Genomic DNA, 22831 nt, shown 5'->3' with positions numbered 1-22831 from the left:
TGTTGAATAATAAAATTTTCTCACACTTTAAAGATATAAATATGGTATGATGATTGAGATAAGGAGGCTATTATGAAATTTACAGTAGCAGAACCGTTCAATCAAATGACTTTAAGAGAGATGTTCAAGTCATTAAATTTACCAAAAAAAGAACTACACTTACTTAACATGTCCAAAGAGATCCAAATCAATGGTGCGCCCGCTTCATTGAACGAAGTTATCCATACGGGTGATGAGGTGATACTTCCATCTTCTTCTGACAAAAGTCAATATGTCCCTAGCTATCGTCATGCTCAAATTGTTTATGAAGATGACTATCTCGCTATCGTATTAAAACCTAAAGGTGTTAAAACACACCCTAATGATTTAAAAGAAAGCAATACGCTAATGAATCATATTATCTACACGTTAGATACAGATTATGTTGAGCCGATTCATCGACTTGACCAAGAAACGGTTGGTTTGCTTATCGTTGCTAAAAATGCGCTTGTCAAAAAGGTTTTAGATCGCATGTTAGAAGATAACCATATTCACCGTATCTACCGTGCACAAGTGAAAAGTCTTTTACCGCTCAAAGCTCAAACAATTGATCAACCGATTGGTAAAGATAAATTTCATCCAAATAAACGCCGTATTTCGCCAACGGGCCAACGTGCTGTCACACATATTTTAAAATCTAAAATGATTAAAGAAGGTGTATGTGAAGTACATCTAAAATTAGATACGGGTCGTACACATCAAATTCGAGTGCATTTAGCATCTATCGGTTACCCTGTTATTGGTGACCCATTGTATAGTCAATCGACTTTGCGCCAATTGAAACTTGAAAGTTACCAAGTCCAATTTACGCACCCTATTTTACAACAAGAAATCAATGTCACTTTAGATGACGCCAATGCATAATAAAGCATCTGCCGTGTACGCATACACGACAGATGCTTTAAGTTTATTTTCGGTTGAATTTTTTTCTGAAACGATTGACCCAATTCGATTTAGGTCGCACAGGTTGTCCGGTTTCAACAATATTTTCTTTTTTCAAATTCAAACCAAATTCCACCGCTTCTTCCATTAACTTTTCTTGAGAATTGTTCGGCGGTAAATCATTTTGAATATAATGATAAACACCGTAACGATCTTGATAACGGCCTTTTTGGTTATCCGATAACTGTAATTCCAAATAGGAAACAAGGCGACGTGCAATTTTTTGATTTAACACTGGAAATAAAATTTCCACACGTTTAATCATATTTCGTGTCATCATATCCGCTGAAGATAAATAAACTTTTTCGTCTCCATTATTATAGAAATAATAAATTCGAGAATGTTCTAATAAACGACCTACAATACTCACGACTTCAATATTGTCACTCACACCCGGTATCCCCGGCTTCAAACAACAAATACCACGGATAATCAATTTAATTTGTACACCTGCTTGAGAAGCTTCAAATAATTTCTTAATCAATGCTTTATCTGTGAGTGAATTCATTTTCATTATCATTTTACCGTTACCATGTTTTAAATGACTTTGTACTTCTTCTTCAATACGTTCGATAAATAAATCACGTATTTCATAAGGCGAGACATTTAACTGTTGATAATCTGGCTTAATTGAATAGCCGCTTAAATAGTTAAAGAAACTCATCGCGTCTTTACCAATATCACTATTCGTCGTAATAATGCCCATATCTGTATACAATTTAGCAGTCTTATCGTTATAATTGCCAGTTCCAAGATGAACGAATGGAACGAGTTGGCCATTGATACGTTTTACAATAAGTGTAATCTTACTGTGTGTTTTTAGATGAGTCATCCCGTACATCACATGACATCCTGCATCTTCTAACATGCGTGCCCAATGGACGTTATTCTCTTCATCAAAACGAGCTTTCAATTCTACCAATACCGTAACTTGTTTACCATTTTCAGCCGCATTTTTTAACGCTTCAATAATTGGTGAATCACTACTTACTCGATATAACGTTTGCTTAATCGCAATCGTATTCGGATCTTCAGAAGCTTCTTGAATAAAGTCTACGATAGGATCAAATGACTCGTATGGATGATGGAAAAATATATCTCGTTTCATTGCTAAATCAAAAATATTATTATTTCCTAGAGACTGTGGTACTTGTGGTGTATAACGTTGATATTTTAGATGTTTTAATTTATGAGATAAATGGTCTACTAGTTCGAATACCATCGTTAAATCTAACGGACCATCCGTAAGGTAGACATCTTCTTTTTCTAATTCAAGAATACTTGCCAACCAATCCAAATTGTTTTCTGGATGATAACGGTTGTCTATTTCAAGCCTTACTGCTGCACCACTTTTACGTTCTTTTAAAAAGCGTTCAATTTCAATGAGTAAGTCTTCAGCACCGTCTTCATGTATCGTTAAGTCAGCGTTACGCGTAATACGGAAAGTATACGTGTGAAGAATTTCGTATCCTTGAAATAAATGACTCATAAAATAACTGATTAAATCTTCAATTAAAACGATATAATGCTTGTTCCCCTCGTTAATTGATATAAAGCGTTTTAACAGAGCAGGAATTTGAACAATCGCGGAGTTAATTTCATTTCCAGTATCTATATCCACAAAGATATTGAGTGTTTTATTGTTTAACTTTGGAAATGGTCTATATGCATCGATACCTAATGGTGTTAACGTAGGTAAAATTTCAGTTAAAAAGATGGCTTCTAATCGCTCAATCAGTTCATCGCTTAACGCTTCTGGTCGACTTAAGAAAACATCATAAGTCTTTAATTCTTCTACCAACTCATTAAACCTTTGGTATTGAAATGCAACATTTTTACGATTTTTCTTCTCTATTTCAGCGAGTTGTTCTAAAGGTGTCATTTGTGTTTTGTTCTCAGGCTTGTCAAATCCCATTTTGACTTGGTCTTTTAAACCCGCAACGCGCACCATAAAAAATTCATCTAAATTTGAACTTCCTATAGCAATAAAATTAAGCTGTTCCAATAAAGGATTGGATGTATCGCATGCTTCTTGTAGCACACGATAATTAAAATCTAACCAACTGACTTCCCGGTTATTATAATAACTTGGGTGATTAATGTCTAAATTATTATTCGTATTCGTCACTTGTTAATTTCACCTCATTAATATATCCCCAAAGGTCTTTTCATACTTAATTTTAGAATAACATACCATGCTTTTCTTTAAACATAGAGCCACGATTAAGATTTTGTAAAATTAATTTTAACATTCTCCTTGAGTACTTTTTCTAGGTGCTTTTTTTGCCGAAGTGTTTGGTATTCTTCAGCGATAGGTTCGCCTTGATAATATACATCAAGTTGGTATCCCTCTTTATCTTTAGATAATGCCAATTGATTCACTGTATTGGTATTCGAAATATTCATTGCATTTACAAACTTCACTATGCCCCCTAAAGTTTGTATATCACTTAATTCGTTTGAATCAAACCAACCTGTTTCATCACTATAAAATTTCAATAGTGTCTTATTTTTAAAGCTTGCTAGTAAAGCTAACGTGACCCGTTCCTTATGGGATAACCCATTGATACTTGAATTTGCGATAAGGTAATAAGTATGCTGTGAACTTGAGTCTGAATCTACAAATTTTCCAAGATAATACAAATAGGCAGCTTCTAAAAAAAGTTGCTTCAGCGTATCATCCATATCTACTTTTTTCAGTTTTACAATTTGATCAAACAACGAAGAAGCTAGTTTCACTCTTTGCTTCGCACCACTTTGCTCAATGTGATACTCATTTGCTAAATGTTTTAACGCATCTTGTCGTACATGATTTTTTGAAAATTCTCCCGGATAAGCATTCGCAATTTGATTCATAATAAATCCTTCACGAATACCTTTTCTTGAAAACGTAAAAGCTTTAGCATCAATCATTTCATACAATACATTAAAAACGGCAACTGCCGGTAAAATGATATCTGCGCGATCACGGCTTAACCCATCTAAATGCGTTAAATCTTCACGAGACGTCTTCTTTAACAATTGATATACTTCTTTTAAACCATCAAAAGCCATCGTATAGCCATGCACACCTGCAATAGGATATTGATGATAAGATTGATGGATACGTGCACAATTTCGAGCAGATCCTCCAATACCTACAAGCGTGATTGCTTTGTTGGCAATCCAATTTAATTTGTTAAATTCGCCTTTTAAAAACTTTTCCATTTTTTTAATAGCATCTTTGTCATTATGCGCTTTATCTTCAAAAAACATGCGCGATAAAGTCACGACACCAAAAGGAAAGCTTGTAGCTTGTTTAATTTTACGTTTTTCAAAATATGTTACTTCGGTAGACCCTCCACCAATGTCTACTGTAATACCATTGTCAATCCCAGTCGTATGTGTCACGGCATATGAGCCATAAAACGCCTCATCTTCTTCTGGGATAATGATGATGTCAATGCCAACTTTCTTTTTTACATGCTTAATAATTTCTTTTTGATTTGTTGACTGTCGAATGGCAGCAGTAGCGATCGGAAACAAATTTTCAACTTTGAATTTATCAGAAACTTTCTTAAAGCTGTGTAAAGCTTCTGTTAAAACTTCAATTCCTTCATCCGACATACGATGATCATCGTCTAAATATTGGCTTAGTCTTGCCGGTGTTTTAATATTTTGTATCTCATTAAGCCCTGTATCAGGATGAAATTGAAAAATAACTAAACGAATCGTATTGGATCCGATATCAATTAAACCGTTCCTTTCCATTGATGAAAAGCCTCCTTAATTATTTCGGATGAACCATATCTTCCGGCTTAATCCACTCATTAAACTGTTCTTCCGTAAGATGACCAGATTGAATGGCTGCTTCTTTTAATGTCAAACTTTCTTTGTGAGCTTTTTTCGCAATAGAAGCTGCTTTTTCATAGCCAATATGTGGGTTTAAAGCAGTAACAAGCATTAAAGAACGGTTTAAGTAATTATCAATATTTTCTTCGATAGGTTCAATTCCAACAGCACAATTATCATTGAATGTATTCATTCCATCCGCTAATAGATAAATAGATTGCAACGTGTTGTGTAAAATAACTGGTTTAAATACGTTTAATTCAAAGTTACCTTGAGAACTTGAAATACCTACTACTGTATCGTTACCCATAACTTGAGTTGCCACCATTGTTAACATTTCACATTGTGTTGGATTCACTTTACCTGGCATAATTGAAGAACCTGGTTCATTTTCTGGAATCGAAATTTCTGCTAAACCAGCACGAGGGCCTGAAGCTAACCAGCGGATATCGTTCGCAATTTTCATTAAGTCTCCTGCTAGTGCTTTTAATGAACCGTGTAATTGCACTACTTCATCATGCGCTGTTAAGGCATGGAATTTATTTTCAGATGAAACAAACGGATAACCAGTATTTTCTGAAATAAAATGCGCTACTTTATTGCCAAACTCTGGGTGTGCATTAATGCCTGTTCCTACAGCTGTACCACCAATTGCTAAATTAAGAATATGCTTTTTAGATTCTGTTAGTAATCGCTCACAAACATCCAGCATATAACGCCATCCGCTAATTTCTTGTCCTAACGTGATCGGTGTCGCGTCTTGTAGATGTGTGCGTCCAATTTTAATAATGTCTTTAAAATCTTGCTCTTTTTTGTAGAACGTATCACGTAATCCTTTTAATGCAGGTTCTAATTTTGATTCAATTTCATGATACAAAGCAACGTGCATTGCTGTTGGGAAAGTATCGTTAGAACTTTGTGATTTATTCACATCATCGTTTGGATGGATATGTTCCTCACTGCCATGTTCTTTTAAATATTCGTTCGCTACATAGCTTACCACTTCGTTAACGTTCATATTACTTTGCGTACCGCTTCCCGTTTGCCATACAACAAGTGGAAAATGTTCGTCTAACTCACCTTTTAATATACGGTCACATGCGTGGACAATAGCGTCTTTTTTAATATCACTTAACTTGCCTAACTCGTTATTCGCTAAAGCTGCACCACGTTTTAACTGTGCAAAACCATATACCACTTCAATAGGCATTTTTTCTTTACCTACAGGAAAATTTTGTTTACTTCTTTGCGTTTGAGCACCCCAATATTTATCTGCAGGTACTTCAATTTCACCAAAAGTATCGTGTTCAATTCTTACTGACATTTAGATTCGCTCCCCTTTAAAAAATATATCTATCTTCATTTAAATTATAGCATTAAATAAAAACAAGGTTCAATCGCCCTTCGCCTAAGAACACAAAAAAGATGAAAGCGTTTTTGTACTTTCATCTTTTTTGATATGCTTATTTATTTTTTATTGGTCCTGTTGCAAATTTATATTTTACAGCTTGGACAACAGCAATGGCTGTTAAAATATACAGCACTACTCCTAATGTGAGTGTCAATGGACTAAGCGTAATGAAGAACCCTAATACACCCGTAAGTGACAAGTAAAAATCCTTTAAATAGATGAACAGCGCAGCAGTAATCGCCAAACAACATAACACGCTAATCACAATACCTTTTTGATTATTATGTATAAATACGTTCGCATTTACCTTTTCATCCAATAAGCCTTTTGATAAATTCATTTGCATTTGAACAACTTTGAATAGTACAGGTAAATATAACGTACCTAATGCGAGTGGAAAGCCTTTTATAGATATTAAATTAATAATTGTAGACGCAATAAGTAACGGCACCCATAAACGTTGTAATTTCATAAATAAACACCTTTCATCATGTTAACAGTTTGTTTTATTATAATTTATCTTGTTTCATAAGACAATGACAGGTCAAAAGTAAAAAAAGCCAAGACATCACCATGCCTCAGCTCAATATTAACAATATGAATGATTTTTACTTATCTGAACGTACGTTAGGGTCGTGTGATTGATCAAACTTTTCTTGATCATTCGCTTCAGAAATTTGTTCCATTTCTTTTCCTAAATCAACAAGATCGTCAAAATCGTCAACCATTTCGTTCTCATGATCGATGTGCTTGTCCTCTGTCATGCTGTCCCCCCTATTCTCATTATGCATATAGAGAAGTGAAATATTCTCGAACATCATCCGGTAATCCTTGTGCCGCTGCTTCATCAAGCACAATATTTACCATACGATGTGTTTTTAAACTTGAAGGAATAAAACTTGTATTGCCATTATCCTCATATAATTTTTTAACGATATCTGCTTTGTCGCTACCCGTAACGACTACAAAAATTTCTCGTGCTGGTTTTAAACCATTATTCACAGGTACACCAAATTCACCTTTTTTGTCGATAGAAACGACTTGTAATGTCAATTTCCCTTTATTATCTTTCGTTTTCGCTTTATGCTCAATGAATTTTTCAACATCGTCATCTTCAGGAATCTCATGAATTTGTTTTTCAGGTACACCAAGCGCTTTGAAATAAGACGCATTTTTATCATAGTCTAAAATATGAATTTGACTAAAATCTACGGCATGGTCATCAACATTTCGTTTTAAGTAATCTAAAACTGGTGCATCTTCATTACTCAAATGAAATCCAGCAATTGTAGTTGGATTATTGTTGAATTGTTTTCTAATGATATCTGCTGTATAAATTGCTGCAGTATCTTTGTTTTTGAATACTTTAAAGTTCATTGCCATATTCGTACACTCCTCTATTTATGCATTCTTGTCATTAACATTATTAAATACATACCCCATCTTGATTGTTTTTAAAACATTGATATCATTATCTAAAATGACAATATCGGCATGTTTACCTTCTTGTAAACTTCCTTTTTGATGTAGTATGTTTAATGCCTTAGCTTGATTATAACTTGTTACTCTCCATAAATCTTCTAATGACTGTTTAGTAAAATGAATTAAATTTTTGAGACCTACATTCATTTTTAAAATACTACCCGCAAGCGCACCGCTTTCTAGTCTCGCTGTTTCATTTGTAACAACGACATTTTGTCCACCTAAATCATACTTACCAGGACCTAAGCCTTTTGCACGCATAGCATCAGTAATCAAAAACATGTTGGAAATACCATTCATTTTAAAAGCAATATTTACAGAATCCGGATGTGAGTGAATACCATCCCCAATCAATTCACAATGTAAGAAAGGATTGGTCCATGCTGCACCAAACACGCCAGGATCGCGGTGCGTAAATGGCGTAGCCGCATTATACAAATGCGTCACATGTTTCGCTCCATATTTAACCGCTTCATTCGCTTCATCAAATGTCGCCACCGTATGACCGATAGAAAAAATAATATCTTTACTAAAATGACGAATCACTTCGTGCGCACCTTCTACTTCAGGTGCAATGGTCACCACTTTAATTAAATGGTCCGCTTCTTTTTGAAACGTATCTAATTGTTGAATTGTAGGACGCTGTACAAATTTTGGGTTTTGTGCGCCTACTTTATTTTCAGAAATAAATGGTCCTTCTAAATGTACACCTAAAATTTCTGCCTCTTTGATAGATTGTTGTTGTTTATATGCAGCAATGCTATTTAAGGCTTTTGTAATGGCTTCATTAGATTGTGTCATCGTTGTAGCTAAGTAACTCGTCGTTCCTTCAGAAAGCAAATGCTCAGACAGGTGTTTTAACCCATCCATGCTGGCATCCATCGCATCATGTCCATATCCACCATGAATATGAAGATCTATAAATCCAGGAAGAATATGGCTATTAGGTACATGTATGACTTCTAAATCACCATTATAAAGTGAATGACCAATATATTCGATGATGCCATCTTTAATTTTAATATGGCCTTCTTCAATTGTGCCATCTTCTGTATAAATTGTGCCACCTTGAATCACATATTCTGACATGATTTATCTCCTCAACCTTTTATTGTAAATTTGGATATCCTTGTTGTCTCAAAGCTTCATATATTAAAATGGCTGCTGTATTAGATAAATTTAATGCACGTACTTTATCATTCATTGGAATACGTAATGCAGTGTTTTGATACGTATCTTTTACCCAATCTGGCAAACCTGTCGTTTCTTTACCAAAAATAAAAAAGTGGTTCGTTTGCGTATCCGAAAAATCTTGGGATGTATGATTTTTTGAGCCAAATTTTGTTAATAAATAATAGTTACCTTCTGTCGCTTCAAAAAATGCTTCTATACTATCATGATACGTAATATTTACATATTGCCAATAATCTAATCCTGCACGACGTAACATTTTATCATCTGTGCTAAAACCTAACGGGCGAATCAAATGTAAATGTGTTTCAGTAGCTGCGCAAGTACGCGCAATATTTCCAGTGTTTGCTGGAATTTCAGGTTGATATAATACAACGTGAATCGTCATCTTTTTTGTCTCCTCATTTCTAAACCTTTTACCATTTCTTTTTGAACTTCTTCAAGTTCATTATCATAATGTGACATCACATAATCTTTTGCTTCATCTCCTAATATCTGTCCAATTGCCCAAAAGGCTGTCCCTCTAATCATTGGCCTTGGGTCTTCTTCAGCAACGGCTTTTAATTCTGGAATTGCTGAAACTTCCTCAAAATGCGCAAGTGCGATAATCGCATTTCTTTGAATCGGCTTTTTCCCACGCCATGCACCTGCTAAATGCCCATAGGTTGCTTTAAATTCTTTATTCGACATTTGTAATAAAGGTACAAGTCGCGGCTTTAAAATATCAGGTTCAAGTATGATATCATCTTGTTCAGTATTAATTCCTCTATTTTTAGGACAAACTTGCTGACATGTATCGCATCCATAAAGTCTATTACCTATTTTATAACGATATTCATCTTTTAAATAGCCTTTTGTTTGCGTTAAAAAGCTAATACATTTTTGACTATTGAGTTGACCGTCACCAACTAATGCACTTGTTGGACATCGATCTACACAAATCGTACAATCTCCACAGCTGTCAATAATTTGTTCATCTGGAGGGAAAGGCAAGTTAACCAACATTTCTCCCAAATATGACCATGTTCCTAGCTTAGGATTAATCACAAAACCATTTCTTCCCGTAAAGCCTAATCCTGCACGTTCTGCTACTGCTCGGTCAGATAAAACGCCTGTATCTACCATTGACATCGTTTCAACGTCTGGCACTTTAGATTGAATAAATGCGGCCAAATCATCAAGGCGTCGTCGCATAATTGAATGATAATCTTGTCCCCAAGAAGCACGTGCAAACATACCTCGTCGGTCTCCTCTGACACTTTTCGGAGCGTTTTGGAGCTTGTTCGGATAACCTACAGCAATCGCAATAATCGATTGAGCAGAAGGAAGAGATAATTTAGGCTCTGTCCTTAAATTGATATCAGATTCTTCAAATCCAGATGCGTAACCTTTCGCATGGTATTCAATTAACTTGTTTTTCAGTTCATCAAATGGATCAGCTGTAGTAAAACCTATGTCATCTATTCCAATTTGATGCGCGTAATCAATGACTTCTTGTTTTAACGTCAGTATATCCATTTTTTCACCTCACAAAGTCACTCTATCATTTTAACATAATTTTAAATCGGCTCTTCATAAAATTGTTACGATTTATAAGTCCTTTCAGATGTAAATTAGCGTAAACATACCAACTAGTATGTTATTGGCTTACATGTAAAACGCTCGTTCAGACAAAGCCATTTAGTATGTAGAAAAAGGGAGTGGGACAGAAATCTATTTGATTTCGTTGTCCCACCCCCACAAGGCTGACTAGGGTTGAAAGGAGCTGCTAAGCGAAGTTTCAATCCAGACAGCTACTGTGACTTTTTAACTGTTATTCTCTCATTAAATGCGGGACAGAAATCTATTTGATTTCGTTGTCCCACCCCCTTCAACATCTTTCTATATCGAAGCTCGGAAACTATAAATAATACTTATCTTGATCATTTAACTATTGTTTAGGAATTTCGAAACGATAAATGTCATCAGAATAACCTGGTAACCATTTTTTACACAATTGATGCACAATAAACCCAAACGTAAACGGAATAATGAGATAACCAAATGTTAATAATACAATATTCATAATTGGTTCACCATTCATTCGTGCAAATGCATTCAGAGGTCCAACTAAGCCTGTATAGCCAAAACCAGCAGACATCGGTGTACCTTTAATCCCAATTAAGTAAGTCAGTGTCCCTGCAATCGCACCATTTATAGCGAGCGGAACCATAATAATTGGATGCTTCAAATAAACCGGAATCATCATTTTAGCTGCTCCAATAATAAGCACAATATTAACGCCGAGTTTATTGACACCTAATGAGCCAAAAATAAACGTAACACATGCAGCAACAATACCCATATTACCTGCACCACTGCCAAGACCTTCTAAAGAAATCGCCGTCGCAATCGCAACTAAAGATATCGGTGTTACCATTAACAACGCAAACGTCATTGAAATCAGGATACTCATCATTAAAGGATTCAAATCGGTAAATGACTGAATCATTGCACCTAATGCCTGCGTTACTTTTCTTACATGAGGCAATATTAATAAACCGACTAAACCAGAGAAAACTGGGATGAGTACAGGCAAAATAATCATTTCTAATGAGCCGAATTTATCTTTTAAAATAATAAATAGACAACAAGCAAGCATCACAACAAGGATAACATTAATAATGTCGCCAATACCTTGAAGTACAATTGCATTCCCTTTAAATTGGACCGCTCCTGAACCAAGCATCGCTGATACCCCTGTAATGACAATGCCAGGTCCAGAGAATTTAAAGGCATGTGCAGCTAGCGCACCAATAATAAATGCCATGAAAGATTGAATAATTACAACCAGCTGATACATTAATTCTAGTGTAGGTTGGCCATCTTTAAAAAATTTCAGTAATTCCCCTAATAATGCATTTGGCAACAATGCAATAACTACACCTGCACCTACCGCATTAAGTATGTTTGTAAAAAATTGCTTTCGGGATTGTTTCACTTTTGGCAATTTTTGCTCCTCCTCAACAAAACTAATATGTATATCATAATACATTCAAAGACATGCCACAATCGGATATCTATGATTTCTTTTATTTTTTAAATATGCAAAAATCAGTAAATACATAAGCATCAGTAAGCATAGTCATATACGCCTAACCTAAAAAGGGAGCGGGACAGAAATCTATTTGATTTCGTCGTCCCGCCCCCACAAAGCTGACTAGGATTGAATAAGCTGGCAAGCGCAGTTCAATCCAGACAGCTACTGTGCTTTTTAACAGCTATTTTCTCATTTTAAAGGCGGGACAGAAATCTATTTGATTTCGTCGTCCCACCCCGACAAGGCTGACTAGGATTGAATAAGCTGGCAAGCGCAGTTCAATCCAGACAGCTACTGTGCTTTTTAACAGCTATTTTCTCATTTTAAAAGCGGGACAGAAATCTATTTGATTTCGTCGTCCCGCCCTTACATCTCTAAGTCATTTTGGCCACAACAGATATGAAACATTGTTGTGTTAATATAGCTTTTAAAATTTTTGATAATTTTAGCTCATGTATACTACAATCGTGTCAGATTAGAAAAATAATACTTTTAACACTCTAAAAAATGATCCTATTAAATCTAATAAATCTCCAGACATAATTATTGCTCCTCTCCACTTTTAGATTTTTCAGCTTGTACTAAGCGTTCTGCTATATTTTTATACATATCTTCCAATTCTTCTTTTGTACGGTTAGTATCAACTTCATCCTGTCCAACTAAATCTGCATGATCCCAATCATGTAATGTTGGCATTACTTGCCAAATACCTTTCTCCTGTTTAGGTCCAGCTTTTTTAAAAGGCTGGTTATATGGATGTTGTGCTGACGTTATAGAAATTAATCCATCGTTTTCTCTCCAAGACGTATCGCTAACCTTGCCTATCACATTCGCTGTCAAAACAAGTGGGAAAAACATACTGTAATCTGCTTTGTATTTTCCCATTATATTTTTATGCGTAGCTTCTGCTGCATACGATGTATAGTATATTTTAGGGTTAATGTTCGTTTGTTGGTTGATTTTCCTTGCTCCTTCAGTTGTTAAATCATAGAAGCCATGATCTTTTGTTTTCCAAATCTTAGAATGCATCACTCTTTTAGCGTAGTCACTACTAGATTCACCTTTTTTCTGACGTAAACCCCATTGATCTAATCCAAAATTCACACGAGAATTAGCATTTCCTTTCAATACAACATAGAGGTAAAAACATTGTTTTACAAAAGCCTCATTCCCTAATTCATCAGAAGCATATGTGCCATTATGCGGGGCACTTAACGTTGTCATACTAAGTATTTGCGTGTCCGTTTTATTTCGGAATAAGTCAGACGCTTTTCCACCATGAACTTTATGATATTTTATTTCCTCCTGAGAACCATATCGCAATAAGTGTTCTAACATGCGAATTGTTTGTCCCCCCATACTATGTGAAACGAGATGAACGGGCTTTTCAGGACTCCATTCAGGATATACACCCTCATACGTTGCCCCATACCTTTTATGCCCATATTTTTTGGCATGAGCTGCTCCGTAGTCTACACGACCGCCTTTGATAAAATAGTATAATTCAACTGCCCTTTCGTAATTACTTGAGAGTGCTCCAATATCTGCTTCAAATGTACGATAACCTGATTTTTCTAAATTTTGAGGTATATCATATTTTGTTCCCCCCCAATATTTTGCCAAATATGAAGGTTTTTTATCATCAACATAAGAATTAAAACCAGGTACAAGAATGATAGGTGCCTTATTCTTGTAAAAGTTTTGATTATTCGAATTACTTTGATTCACACCGTACGTATTTCCACTAGATGTTGTCATTGCATTTCCTATAGGTGCAGTAATCAATGATGTTATTAATAATGCAATACTTAGATAAATAAATTTGTCTAAAAGCTTTAACTTCATATTATCTTCCCCTTTCTTTTCGGTTAAATGTGATGCTAATACATTAAGAATACTTTCAATGTGTCAGCATCTTTTATTCTAAAATGTTAGAATATTATAAATATTACCCAAACATTTTAAGAATAATCAAAATTTGTATTTTTTTACAAAATTTAAATAAAAATGTCTATATTTATCTATAGAATTTAGCAAGTAATACTTAATAAACTACTTAAATTACAAGCTGCTATCGTAGTAATAACGTGGGAAAGAAAGCAAATGAAGAAGTAAAAGTAGAGAAATATGCTGAAAATGAAAAGAGAATACGACATGTTAATTGTAAATTTAGCTTGGTGCCATTACAGTTTCAGATCAGAATTCTATTTTACAGCAAAAAAAGAAACCCTATTTATGTAGGGTTTCTAATACGCAACATTGCGCAAAAAAATATTTATACCGGTGGTCGGGGTCGAACCGACACGTCTGTAAAGACACGGGATTTTGAGTCCCGCGCGTCTGCCAATTCCGCCACACCGGCTAGTACAAAAAAACTCCCATTCAGGTTGGAAGCAACAATTGGAGCGGAAGATAGGATTCACACCTATACCTCTTTTCAGGAAGAAAAGTGTTCTAAAAGTTGAACTACTCCCGCAAATCTTAATAATAAATAAAATTGGAGCGGAAGATAGGATTTACACCTATATCACTTTCCGGGAAGGAAAGTATTCTAAGAGTTGAACTACTCCCGCATATTAATCATTGAATTAAATTGGAGCGGAAGATAGGACTTGCACCTATACCTCTTTTCAGGAAGAAAAGTGTTCTAAAATTGAACTACTCCCGCATATTTTAACTAAAATGGAGGCGGCAACCGGATTTGAACCGGTGAATAGAGGTTTTGCAGACCTCGGCCTTACCACTTGGCTATGCCGCCAAAAGGAACTGGGCTAGCTGGATTCGAACCAGCGAGTGACGGAGTCAAAGTCCGTTGCCTTACCGCTTGGCTATAGCCCATTAATTTTAAATAAAGGGCGGTTGATGGGAATCGAACCCACGAATGTCGGAACCACAATCCGATGCGTTAACCACTTCGCCACAACCGCCATGGCAGGGGCAGTAGGAATCGAACCCACATCAAAGGTTTTGGAGACCTCTATTCTACCGTTGAACTATGCCCCTATAAACATAATGGTGGAGGGGGGCAGATTCGAACTGCCGAACCCGAAGGAGCGGATTTACAGTCCGCCGCGTTTAGCCACTTCGCTACCCCTCCGATAATGGTGCCGGCCAGAGGACTTGAACCCCCAACCTACTGATTACAAGTCAGTTGCTCTACCAATTGAGCTAGGCCGGCAAAATGCAAAAAAATGGTGGTTCAGGACGGAATCGAACCGCCGACACAAGGATTTTCAGTCCTTTGCTCTACCGACTGAGCTACTGAACCATATCATATTATAATGGCGGTCCCGACGGGAATCGAACCCGCGATCTCCTGCGTGACAGGCAGGCGTGTTAAACCGCTCCACTACGGGACCAAATATTGCGGGAGGCGGATTTGAACCACCGATCTTCGGGTTATGAGCCCGACGAGCTACCGAACTGCTCCATCCCGCGTTAATAGAAATTTAAAATAATGGCGGAGGAAGAGGGATTCGAACCCCCGCGAGCCGTTAAGCCCCTGTCGGTTTTCAAGACCGATCCCTTCAGCCAGACTTGGGTATTCCTCCAAAATTATATGGACCTTGCAGGACTCGAACCTGCGACCGAACGGTTATGAGCCGTTAGCTCTAACCAACTGAGCTAAAGGTCCGAATAATCATTTCTATCAACTATAATTAGTGGCGGCGGAGGGGATCGAACCCCCGACCTCACGGGTATGAACCGTACGCTCTAGCCAGCTGAGCTACGCCGCCTTAAAAAAGTTGTATGATATTAATTTAAATGGTGGAGACTAGCGGGATCGAACCGCTGACCTCCTGCGTGCAAAGCAGGCGCTCTCCCAGCTGAGCTAAGCCCCCATACAATAATAGTGTTTTTAAGAAGTCGGGAAGACAGGATTTGAACCTGCGACCCCTTGGTCCCAAACCAAGTGCTCTACCAAGCTGAGCTACTTCCCGGAATGCTATGGTAGCGCGCCCGATAGGAGTCGAACCCATAACCTTTTGATCCGTAGTCAAACGCTCTATCCAATTGAGCTACGGGCGCATATTAAAATGGTGCCGAGGACCGGAATCGAACCGGTACGGTGATCTCTCACCGCAGGATTTTAAGTCCTGTGCGTCTGCCAGTTCCGCCACCCCGGCAAAATAAATGGAGCAGAAGACGGGATTCGAACCCGCGACCCCAACCTTGGCAAGGTTGTATTCTACCGCTGAACTACTTCTGCATAATGCGGGTGAAGGGAGTCGAACCCCCACGCCGTAAGGCGCTAGATCCTAAGTCTAGTGCGTCTGCCAATTCCGCCACACCCGCATAAATGGTGAGCCATAGAGGATTCGAACCTCTGACCCTCTGATTAAAAGTCAGATGCTCTACCAACTGAGCTAATGGCTCTCACATGGTGCCGGCCAGAGGACTTGAACCCCCAACCTACTGATTACAAGTCAGTTGCTCTACCAATTGAGCTAGGCCGGCTATTAAATTGGTGGAGAATGACGGGTTCGAACCGCCGACCCTCTGCTTGTAAGGCAGATGCTCTCCCAGCTGAGCTAATTCTCCAATATAATGCTTGGCAACGTCCTACTCTCGCGGAACGTAAGTCCGACTACCATCGGCGCTAAAGAGCTTAACTTCTGTGTTCGGCATGGGAACAGGTGTGACCTCTTTGCTATTGTCACCAAACAATGTTTTACTTTATGTCAAACGTTTTCACTTCGTAAAGTGACTTTGAATGTTATACATTCAAAACTAGATAGTAAGTAGATTTTCACAAGCATTACCTTATGAACTAATTTGATTAAGTCTTCGATCGATTAGTATTCGTCAGCTCCACGTATCGCTACGCTTCCACCTCGAACCTATTAACCTCATCATCTTTGAGGGATCTTATAACCGAAGTTGGGAAATCTCATCTTGAGGGGGGCTTCATGCTTAGATGCTTTCAGCACTTATCCCGTCCATACATAGCTACCCAGCTATGCCGTTGGCACGACAACTGGTACACCAGAGGTATGTCCATCCCGGTCCTCTCGTACTAAGGACAGCGCCTCTCAAATTTCCTACGCCCACGACGGATAGGGACCGAACTGTCTCACGACGTTCTGAACCCAGCTCGCGTACCGCTTTAATGGGCGAACAGCCCAACCCTTGGGACCGACTACAGCCCCAGGATGCGATGAGCCGACATCGAGGTGCCAAACCTCCCCGTCGATGTGAACTCTTGGGGGAGATAAGCCTGTTATCCCCGGGGTAGCTTTTATCCGTTGAGCGATGGCCCTTCCATGCGGAACCACCGGATCACTAAGTCCGTCTTTCGACCCTGCTCGACTTGTAGGTCTCGCAGTCAAGCTCCCTTATGCCTTTACACTCTATGAATGATTTCCAACCATTCTGAGGGAACCTTTGAGCGCCTCCGTTACACTTTAGGAGGCGACCGCCCCAGTCAAACTGCCCGCCTGACACTGTCTCCCAACTCGATAAGAGTTGCGGGTTAGAAATCCAATACAATTAGGGTAGTATCCCACCAATGCCTCCACGTAAGCTAGCGCTCACGCTTCTAAGGCTCCTACCTATCCTGTACAAACTGTACCGAATTTCAATATCAGGCTACAGTAAAGCTCCACGGGGTCTTTCCGTCCTGTCGCGGGTAACCGGCATCTTCACCGGTACTATGATTTCACCGAGTCTCTCGTTGAGACAGTGCCCAAATCGTTACGCCTTTCGTGCGGGTCGGAACTTACCCGACAAGGAATTTCGCTACCTTAGGACCGTTATAGTTACGGCCGCCGTTTACTGGGGCTTCGATTCGTAGCTTCGCTAATGCTAACCACTCCTCTTAACCTTCCAGCACCGGGCAGGCGTCAGCCCCTATACGTCACCTTACGGTTTAGCAGAGACCTGTGTTTTTGATAAACAGTCGCTTGGGCCTATTCACTGCGGCTCTTCGAAGCGTGAACCTCAAAGAGCACCCCTTCTCCCGAAGTTACGGGGTCATTTTGCCGAGTTCCTTAACGAGAGTTCGCTCGCTCACCTTAGAATTCTCATCTTGACTACCTGTGTCGGTTTGCGGTACGGGCACCAATCTTCTAGCTAGAGGCTTTTCTCGGCAGTGTGAAATCAACGACTCGAGGAAAACTTGTTTCCTCTCCCCATCACAGCTTGACCTTAATGAGTGCCGGATTTGCCTAACACTCAGTCTTACTGCTTAGACGTGCACTCCAACAGCACGCTTCGCCTATCCTACTGCGTCCCCCCATCGCTTAAAACGAATCATGGTGGTACAGGAATATCAACCTGTTATCCATCGCCTACGCCTGTCGGCCTCAGCTTAGGACCCGACTAACCCAGAGCGGACGAGCCTTCCTCTGGAAACCTTAGTCAATCGGTGGACGGGATTCTCACCCGTCTTTCGCTACTCACACCGGCATTCTCACTTCTAAGCGCTCCACATGTCCTTGCGGTCATGCTTCAACGCCCTTAGAACGCTCTCCTACCATTGTCCTGAAGGACAATCCACAGCTTCGGTAATATGTTTAGCCCCGGTACATTTTCGGCGCAGTGTCACTCGACTAGTGAGCTATTACGCACTCTTTAAATGATGGCTGCTTCTAAGCCAACATCCTAGTTGTCTGGGCAACGCCACATCCTTTTCCACTTAACATATATTTTGGGACCTTAGCTGGTGGTCTGGGCTGTTTCCCTTTCGAACACGGACCTTATCACCCATGTTCTGACTCCCAAGTTAAATTATTTGGCATTCGGAGTTTGTCTGAATTCGGTAACCCGAGAGGGGCCCCTCGTCCAAACAGTGCTCTACCTCCAATAATCATCACTTGAGGCTAGCCCTAAAGCTATTTCGGAGAGAACCAGCTATCTCCAAGTTCGATTGGAATTTCTCCGCTACCCTCAGTTCATCCGCTCACTTTTCAACGTAAGTCGGTTCGGTCCTCCATTCAGTGTTACCTGAACTTCAACCTGACCAAGGGTAGATCACCTGGTTTCGGGTCTACGACCAAATACTCATTCGCCCTATTCAGACTCGCTTTCGCTACGGCTCCACATTTTCTGCTTAACCTTGCATCAGATCGTAACTCGCCGGTTCATTCTACAAAAGGCACGCCATCACCCATTAACGGGCTCTGACTACTTGTAAGCACACGGTTTCAAGTTCTCTTTCACTCCCCTTCCGGGGTACTTTTCACCTTTCCCTCACGGTACTGGTTCACTATCGGTCACTAGAGAGTATTTAGCCTTGGGAGATGGTCCTCCCAGATTCCGACGGAATTTCACGTGCTCCGCCGTACTCAGGATCCACTCAAGAGGGAATATGTTTTCGACTACAGGATTTTTACCTTCTCTGATTAACCTTTCCAGGTTATTCGTCTAACATGTTCCTTTGTAACTCCATAAGAGTGTCCTACAACCCCAACAAGCAAGCTTGTTGGTTTGGGCTCTTCCCGTTTCGCTCGCCGCTACTCAGGGAATCGATTTTTCTTTCTCTTCCTCCGGGTACTAAGATGTTTCAGTTCTCCGGGTCTACCTTCTCACATGCTATGTATTCACATGCGGATAACACGACATAACTCGTGCTGGGTTCCCCCATTCGGAAATCTCTGGATCACAGCTTACTTACAGCTCCCCAAAGCATATCGTCGTTAGTAACGTCCTTCATCGGCTTCTAGTGCCAAGGCATCCACCGTGCGCCCTTAATAACTTAATCTAGACGTGTTGATAAGCGTTCGCATTCTTATTCATCACAGCACAAATCACTCAGTTACTTACGCAAGTAAGCGCCTTCGTTCTTGTTTGTGATTCATAGACTGATAAACGCTTTCAATCACGTCTATCCTATCTACGTTATAATGCTTAACTTATCTTCACCAGTTATTAATTATGTGAGTCGTCTGTCGACGACTAGCGATAATTTTTGTTTCAAGCTTTTCGCTTGTCACTCGGTTTTGCTTGGTAAAATCAATACTTACTTATCTAGTTTTCAATGTACAATTTAAATGGTGGAGACTAGCGGGATCGAACCGCTGACCTCCTGCGTGCAAAGCAGGCGCTCTCCCAGCTGAGCTAAGCCCCCAAAAAGAAATATTTAAATGGTGGGCCTAAGTGGACTCGAACCACCGACCTCACGCTTATCAGGCGTGCGCTCTAACCAGCTGAGCTATAGGCCCCTACTAAACAACCATTCAAAACTGAATACAATATGTCACGTTATTCCTTATCGCCTTAAGGCGATATTCCGTATATATCCTTAGAAAGGAGGTGATCCAGCCGCACCTTCCGATACGGCTACCTTGTTACGACTTCACCCCAATCATTTGTCCCACCTTCGACGGCTAGCTCCAAATGGTTACTCCACCGGCTTCGGGTGTTACAAACTCTCGTGGTGTGACGGGCGGTGTGTACAAGACCCGGGAACGTATTCACCGTAGCATGCTGATCTACGATTACTAGCGATTCCAGCTTCATGTAGTCGAGTTGCAGACTACAATCCGAACTGAGAACAACTTTATGGGATTTGCTTGACCTCGCGGTTTCGCTGCCCTTTGTATTGTCCATTGTAGCACGTGTGTAGCCCAAATCATAAGGGGCATGATGATTTGACGTCATCCCCACCTTCCTCCGGTTTGTCACCGGCAGTCAACTTAGAGTGCCCAACTTAATGATGGCAACTAAGCTTAAGGGTTGCGCTCGTTGCGGGACTTAACCCAACATCTCACGACACGAGCTGACGACAACCATGCACCACCTGTCATTTTGTCCTCCGAAGAGGAAAACTCTATCTCTAGAGCGGTCAAAAGATGTCAAGATTTGGTAAGGTTCTTCGCGTTGCTTCGAATTAAACCACATGCTCCACCGCTTGTGCGGGTCCCCGTCAATTCCTTTGAGTTTCAGTCTTGCGACCGTACTCCCCAGGCGGAGTGCTTAATGCGTTAGCTGCAGCACTAAGGGGCGGAAACCCCCTAACACTTAGCACTCATCGTTTACGGCGTGGACTACCAGGGTATCTAATCCTGTTTGATCCCCACGCTTTCGCACATCAGCGTCAGTTACAGACCAGAAAGCCGCCTTCGCCACTGGTGTTCCTCCATATCTCTGCGCATTTCACCGCTACACATGGAATTCCACTTTCCTCTTCTGCACTCAAGTTTTCCAGTTTCCAATGACCCTCCACGGTTGAGCCGTGGGCTTTCACATCAGACTTAAAAAACCGCCTACGCGCGCTTTACGCCCAATAATTCCGGATAACGCTTGCCACCTACGTATTACCGCGGCTGCTGGCACGTAGTTAGCCGTGGCTTTCTGGTTAGGTACCGTCAAGACGTGCACAGTTACTTACACGTTTGTTCTTCCCTAACAACAGAGCTTTACGATCCGAAGACCTTCATCACTCACGCGGCGTTGCTCCGTCAGGCTTTCGCCCATTGCGGAAGATTCCCTACTGCTGCCTCCCGTAGGAGTCTGGACCGTGTCTCAGTTCCAGTGTGGCCGATCACCCTCTCAGGTCGGCTACGTATCGTCGCCTTGGTAAGCCGTTACCTTACCAACTAGCTAATACGGCGCGGGTCCATCTATAAGTGACAGCAAGACCGTCTTTCACTATCGAACCATGCGGTTCGATATGTTATCCGGCATTAGCTCCGGTTTCCCGAAGTTATTCCAGTCTTATAGGTAGGTTACCCACGTGTTACTCACCCGTCCGCCGCTAACGTCAAAGGAGCAAGCTCCTCTTCAGTTCGCTCGACTTGCATGTATTAGGCACGCCGCCAGCGTTCATCCTGAGCCAGGATCAAACTCTCCATAAAAGAAGTAAGCTTGATATAGCTCGTTGATTGGTTGAGCCAATCACTCTGAAAGTACTTAACGTACTCAAATTATTGGAATTAACGTTGACATATTGTCATTCAGTTTTCAATGTTCGCTTTCTTTCTTTTTAAACCGTTACAAGAATCAATTATACTTTATTTCATTTTCTGTGTCAAGCGAAATTTAAAAGTTTTTTTAATTACTTTGTGTTCGGTTCGTTGTTTCAACACTGTATATTCTATAATGTTCTTTTCGAACTTACAAGCGTTAATTTTACACTTTTAACATTTTCTTCAAATCATTAAATTTAAATTAACGTTGTTGCGATGTCGTAATTTGACGACTTTTATATCTTACCAACCGTTGTCATTCTCGTCAATAAAAAACAAGAGAAAAATACGCTAAAAAACTCCCCTTACTTGAAATGTCACACCAAAAGTGTGAATCATAGTTTTTCTTATGCATTCTTATCTCTTCTAAAGCGCTAAAAATAAAAAAGCATAAAACCTCAAAACATTTTTGTTCAGGGTTTTATGCTTTTTATCGCTGATTATTTTTCATTATCTTGTACTTCTTTGCATTCTTGACAAACGCCATATATTTCCATTCGATGATGTGTAATATTGAAATCAGTCACATGTTGTGCGAGTTGTTCGATCTCATGTAAAGAAGGATAATGGAAATCTACAATCTTGCCACAGTTTTCACAAATGACGTGATAATGATTTCGGGTATCGAAATCGAATCGACTGGAAGCATCTCCATATGTTAATTCTTTAACAATGCCTGTATTTTTAAAAACTTTAAGGTTGTTGTATATTGTCGCTACACTAATATTAGGAAAATCAGGTGATAATGATTGATAGATTTCATCAGCAGTTGGATGCGTTTTAGAACGAATCAGAAAATTTAAGATTGCTTGTCGTTGAGGTGTGATACGAACGCCAGCCTCTCGTAGTGTCTTAATAGAGTCACTTAACTGATGTTCATAGGATTCCAATTCTGCAGCCATTTTATTCACCCGTCTTTCTAGTTAAGAATAATTATTACTTAATATT

The 22831-nt window shown here is 39.6% G+C and carries 13 protein-coding genes, 27 tRNA genes and 3 rRNA genes; 1 reads left to right on the top strand and 42 read right to left on the bottom strand.

Annotated features, from left to right (window positions below; translation table 11 throughout):
- The first annotated feature begins 72 nt into the window (after nucleotides 1-72).
- Entirely contained in the window at nucleotides 73-903 is an 831-nt protein-coding gene (locus LN051_RS04250) for an RluA family pseudouridine synthase (protein WP_229293322.1), read from the top strand.
- Nucleotides 904-946: 43 nt separating this feature from the next.
- Here the strand turns inward: LN051_RS04250 and LN051_RS04245 are convergent, their stop codons facing one another.
- The 42 genes from LN051_RS04245 to perR all read right to left on the bottom strand — a co-directional run bounded on the left by LN051_RS04245 (nucleotide 947) and on the right by perR (nucleotide 22785).
- Nucleotides 947-3109, bottom strand: coding sequence for an RNA degradosome polyphosphate kinase (locus tag LN051_RS04245; RefSeq protein ID WP_229293321.1), 2163 nt, complete (start codon nucleotides 3107-3109; stop codon nucleotides 947-949).
- 95 nt (nucleotides 3110-3204) lie between these two features.
- The gene (ppx, locus tag LN051_RS04240; protein ID WP_229293320.1) at nucleotides 3205-4731 is read right to left on the bottom strand and encodes an exopolyphosphatase; all 1527 of its coding nucleotides are present in this window, start codon (nucleotides 4729-4731) and stop codon (nucleotides 3205-3207) included.
- A 19-nt stretch (nucleotides 4732-4750) separates the two neighbouring features.
- Nucleotides 4751-6136 carry a class II fumarate hydratase gene (fumC, locus tag LN051_RS04235; protein ID WP_229293319.1) on the bottom strand — a complete coding sequence of 462 codons (1386 nt, stop codon included), beginning with the start codon at nucleotides 6134-6136 and terminating at the stop codon, nucleotides 4751-4753.
- 139 nt (nucleotides 6137-6275) lie between these two features.
- The gene (locus tag LN051_RS04230) at nucleotides 6276-6695 is read right to left on the bottom strand and encodes a hypothetical protein (protein WP_229293318.1); all 420 of its coding nucleotides are present in this window, start codon (nucleotides 6693-6695) and stop codon (nucleotides 6276-6278) included.
- A 136-nt stretch (nucleotides 6696-6831) separates the two neighbouring features.
- Entirely contained in the window at nucleotides 6832-6987 is a 156-nt protein-coding gene (locus LN051_RS04225; protein WP_229293317.1) for an SAS053 family DNA gyrase inhibitor, read from the bottom strand.
- A 19-nt stretch (nucleotides 6988-7006) separates the two neighbouring features.
- Nucleotides 7007-7606, bottom strand: a complete 600-nt coding sequence (locus tag LN051_RS04220) for a 6-phosphogluconolactonase (RefSeq protein ID WP_229293316.1) — start codon at nucleotides 7604-7606, stop codon at nucleotides 7007-7009.
- 18 nt (nucleotides 7607-7624) lie between these two features.
- Nucleotides 7625-8794 carry an N-acetylglucosamine-6-phosphate deacetylase gene (nagA, locus tag LN051_RS04215; protein ID WP_229293315.1) on the bottom strand — a complete coding sequence of 390 codons (1170 nt, stop codon included), beginning with the start codon at nucleotides 8792-8794 and terminating at the stop codon, nucleotides 7625-7627.
- A 19-nt stretch (nucleotides 8795-8813) separates the two neighbouring features.
- Nucleotides 8814-9284: a tRNA (uridine(34)/cytosine(34)/5-carboxymethylaminomethyluridine(34)-2'-O)-methyltransferase TrmL gene (gene trmL / locus LN051_RS04210; protein ID WP_229293314.1), complete on the bottom strand. Its 471-nt coding sequence runs from the start codon at nucleotides 9282-9284 to the stop codon at nucleotides 8814-8816.
- The gene (queG, locus tag LN051_RS04205) at nucleotides 9281-10414 is read right to left on the bottom strand and encodes a tRNA epoxyqueuosine(34) reductase QueG (RefSeq protein WP_229293313.1); all 1134 of its coding nucleotides are present in this window, start codon (nucleotides 10412-10414) and stop codon (nucleotides 9281-9283) included. Before queG ends, trmL begins: the two co-directional genes overlap by 4 nt.
- 412 nt (nucleotides 10415-10826) lie before the next feature.
- Nucleotides 10827-11885, bottom strand: a complete 1059-nt coding sequence (locus LN051_RS04200) for a PTS sugar transporter subunit IIC (RefSeq protein WP_229293312.1) — start codon at nucleotides 11883-11885, stop codon at nucleotides 10827-10829.
- Between the two features lie 633 nt (nucleotides 11886-12518).
- A complete protein-coding gene (gene lip / locus LN051_RS04195) occupies nucleotides 12519-13820 on the bottom strand; it encodes a YSIRK-targeted triacylglycerol lipase (protein WP_274704574.1) in 1302 nt (433 codons plus the stop codon).
- A gap of 433 nt (nucleotides 13821-14253) precedes the next feature.
- Nucleotides 14254-14337: transfer RNA gene (locus tag LN051_RS04190), tRNA-Leu, on the bottom strand.
- A gap of 39 nt (nucleotides 14338-14376) precedes the next feature.
- A tRNA-Gly gene (locus tag LN051_RS04185) sits at nucleotides 14377-14451 on the bottom strand.
- 22 nt (nucleotides 14452-14473) lie between these two features.
- Nucleotides 14474-14548, bottom strand: a tRNA-Gly gene (locus LN051_RS04180).
- A 21-nt stretch (nucleotides 14549-14569) separates the two neighbouring features.
- Nucleotides 14570-14643, bottom strand: a tRNA-Gly gene (locus LN051_RS04175).
- A gap of 15 nt (nucleotides 14644-14658) precedes the next feature.
- A tRNA-Cys gene (locus LN051_RS04170) sits at nucleotides 14659-14733 on the bottom strand.
- A gap of 8 nt (nucleotides 14734-14741) precedes the next feature.
- Nucleotides 14742-14813 (bottom strand) — tRNA-Gln (locus LN051_RS04165).
- 16 nt (nucleotides 14814-14829) lie between these two features.
- Nucleotides 14830-14902 (bottom strand) — tRNA-His (locus tag LN051_RS04160).
- Nucleotides 14903-14904: 2 nt separating this feature from the next.
- A tRNA-Trp gene (locus tag LN051_RS04155) sits at nucleotides 14905-14978 on the bottom strand.
- A gap of 10 nt (nucleotides 14979-14988) precedes the next feature.
- A tRNA-Tyr gene (locus LN051_RS04150) sits at nucleotides 14989-15072 on the bottom strand.
- A 5-nt stretch (nucleotides 15073-15077) separates the two neighbouring features.
- A tRNA-Thr gene (locus tag LN051_RS04145) sits at nucleotides 15078-15153 on the bottom strand.
- 14 nt (nucleotides 15154-15167) lie between these two features.
- A tRNA-Phe gene (locus tag LN051_RS04140) sits at nucleotides 15168-15243 on the bottom strand.
- A 14-nt stretch (nucleotides 15244-15257) separates the two neighbouring features.
- Nucleotides 15258-15334, bottom strand: a tRNA-Asp gene (locus LN051_RS04135).
- A gap of 5 nt (nucleotides 15335-15339) precedes the next feature.
- A tRNA-Met gene (locus tag LN051_RS04130) sits at nucleotides 15340-15413 on the bottom strand.
- 20 nt (nucleotides 15414-15433) lie between these two features.
- Nucleotides 15434-15526, bottom strand: a tRNA-Ser gene (locus tag LN051_RS04125).
- Between the two features lie 9 nt (nucleotides 15527-15535).
- Nucleotides 15536-15609: transfer RNA gene (locus tag LN051_RS04120), tRNA-Ile, on the bottom strand.
- Nucleotides 15610-15638: 29 nt separating this feature from the next.
- Nucleotides 15639-15712: transfer RNA gene (locus tag LN051_RS04115), tRNA-Met, on the bottom strand.
- A 29-nt stretch (nucleotides 15713-15741) separates the two neighbouring features.
- Nucleotides 15742-15817: transfer RNA gene (locus LN051_RS04110), tRNA-Ala, on the bottom strand.
- 25 nt (nucleotides 15818-15842) lie between these two features.
- A tRNA-Pro gene (locus tag LN051_RS04105) sits at nucleotides 15843-15916 on the bottom strand.
- Nucleotides 15917-15930: 14 nt separating this feature from the next.
- Nucleotides 15931-16004 (bottom strand) — tRNA-Arg (locus tag LN051_RS04100).
- 9 nt (nucleotides 16005-16013) lie between these two features.
- Nucleotides 16014-16102 (bottom strand) — tRNA-Leu (locus tag LN051_RS04095).
- Between the two features lie 8 nt (nucleotides 16103-16110).
- Nucleotides 16111-16185, bottom strand: a tRNA-Gly gene (locus LN051_RS04090).
- A gap of 4 nt (nucleotides 16186-16189) precedes the next feature.
- A tRNA-Leu gene (locus LN051_RS04085) sits at nucleotides 16190-16271 on the bottom strand.
- Nucleotides 16272-16276: 5 nt separating this feature from the next.
- Nucleotides 16277-16352: transfer RNA gene (locus LN051_RS04080), tRNA-Lys, on the bottom strand.
- Nucleotides 16353-16357: 5 nt separating this feature from the next.
- Nucleotides 16358-16433: transfer RNA gene (locus tag LN051_RS04075), tRNA-Thr, on the bottom strand.
- An 8-nt stretch (nucleotides 16434-16441) separates the two neighbouring features.
- Nucleotides 16442-16517, bottom strand: a tRNA-Val gene (locus LN051_RS04070).
- 8 nt (nucleotides 16518-16525) lie between these two features.
- Nucleotides 16526-16640 (bottom strand): 5S ribosomal RNA (gene rrf, locus LN051_RS04065).
- Nucleotides 16641-16751: 111 nt separating this feature from the next.
- Nucleotides 16752-19677 (bottom strand): 23S ribosomal RNA (locus tag LN051_RS04060).
- A gap of 290 nt (nucleotides 19678-19967) precedes the next feature.
- Nucleotides 19968-20043 (bottom strand) — tRNA-Ala (locus LN051_RS04055).
- Nucleotides 20044-20060: 17 nt separating this feature from the next.
- Nucleotides 20061-20137: transfer RNA gene (locus LN051_RS04050), tRNA-Ile, on the bottom strand.
- An 84-nt stretch (nucleotides 20138-20221) separates the two neighbouring features.
- A 16S ribosomal RNA gene (locus tag LN051_RS04045) occupies nucleotides 20222-21772 on the bottom strand.
- The 16S, 23S and 5S rRNA genes sit together here with 27 tRNA genes alongside, the layout of an rRNA operon.
- A 551-nt stretch (nucleotides 21773-22323) precedes the next feature.
- A complete protein-coding gene (gene perR / locus LN051_RS04040; protein WP_229293311.1) occupies nucleotides 22324-22785 on the bottom strand; it encodes a peroxide-responsive transcriptional repressor PerR in 462 nt (153 codons plus the stop codon).
- Nucleotides 22786-22831 lie beyond the last annotated feature (46 nt).

The sequence above is a fragment of the Staphylococcus ratti genome (assembly GCF_020883535.1).
Classification (GTDB): Bacteria; Bacillota; Bacilli; order Staphylococcales; family Staphylococcaceae; genus Staphylococcus; species Staphylococcus ratti.
This window is presented reverse-complemented; position numbering and strand designations above follow the sequence as displayed.

Excerpts from the sequence above, each read along its gene's own strand:
- perR (WP_229293311.1), bottom strand. The coding sequence starts at position 22,785 with ATGGCTGCAGAATTGGAATCCTATGAACATCAGTTAAGTGACTCTATT.
- LN051_RS04250 (WP_229293322.1), top strand. The coding sequence starts at position 73 with ATGAAATTTACAGTAGCAGAACCGTTCAATCAAATGACTTTAAGAGAG.
- LN051_RS04225 (WP_229293317.1), bottom strand. The coding sequence starts at position 6,987 with ATGACAGAGGACAAGCACATCGATCATGAGAACGAAATGGTTGACGAT.
- nagA (WP_229293315.1), bottom strand. The coding sequence starts at position 8,794 with ATGTCAGAATATGTGATTCAAGGTGGCACAATTTATACAGAAGATGGC.
- trmL (WP_229293314.1), bottom strand. The coding sequence starts at position 9,284 with ATGACGATTCACGTTGTATTATATCAACCTGAAATTCCAGCAAACACT.
- queG (WP_229293313.1), bottom strand. The coding sequence starts at position 10,414 with ATGGATATACTGACGTTAAAACAAGAAGTCATTGATTACGCGCATCAA.
- ppx (WP_229293320.1), bottom strand. The coding sequence starts at position 4,731 with ATGGAAAGGAACGGTTTAATTGATATCGGATCCAATACGATTCGTTTA.
- LN051_RS04230 (WP_229293318.1), bottom strand. The coding sequence starts at position 6,695 with ATGAAATTACAACGTTTATGGGTGCCGTTACTTATTGCGTCTACAATT.
- fumC (WP_229293319.1), bottom strand. The coding sequence starts at position 6,136 with ATGTCAGTAAGAATTGAACACGATACTTTTGGTGAAATTGAAGTACCT.
- LN051_RS04220 (WP_229293316.1), bottom strand. The coding sequence starts at position 7,606 with ATGGCAATGAACTTTAAAGTATTCAAAAACAAAGATACTGCAGCAATT.
- lip (WP_274704574.1), bottom strand. The coding sequence starts at position 13,820 with ATGAAGTTAAAGCTTTTAGACAAATTTATTTATCTAAGTATTGCATTA.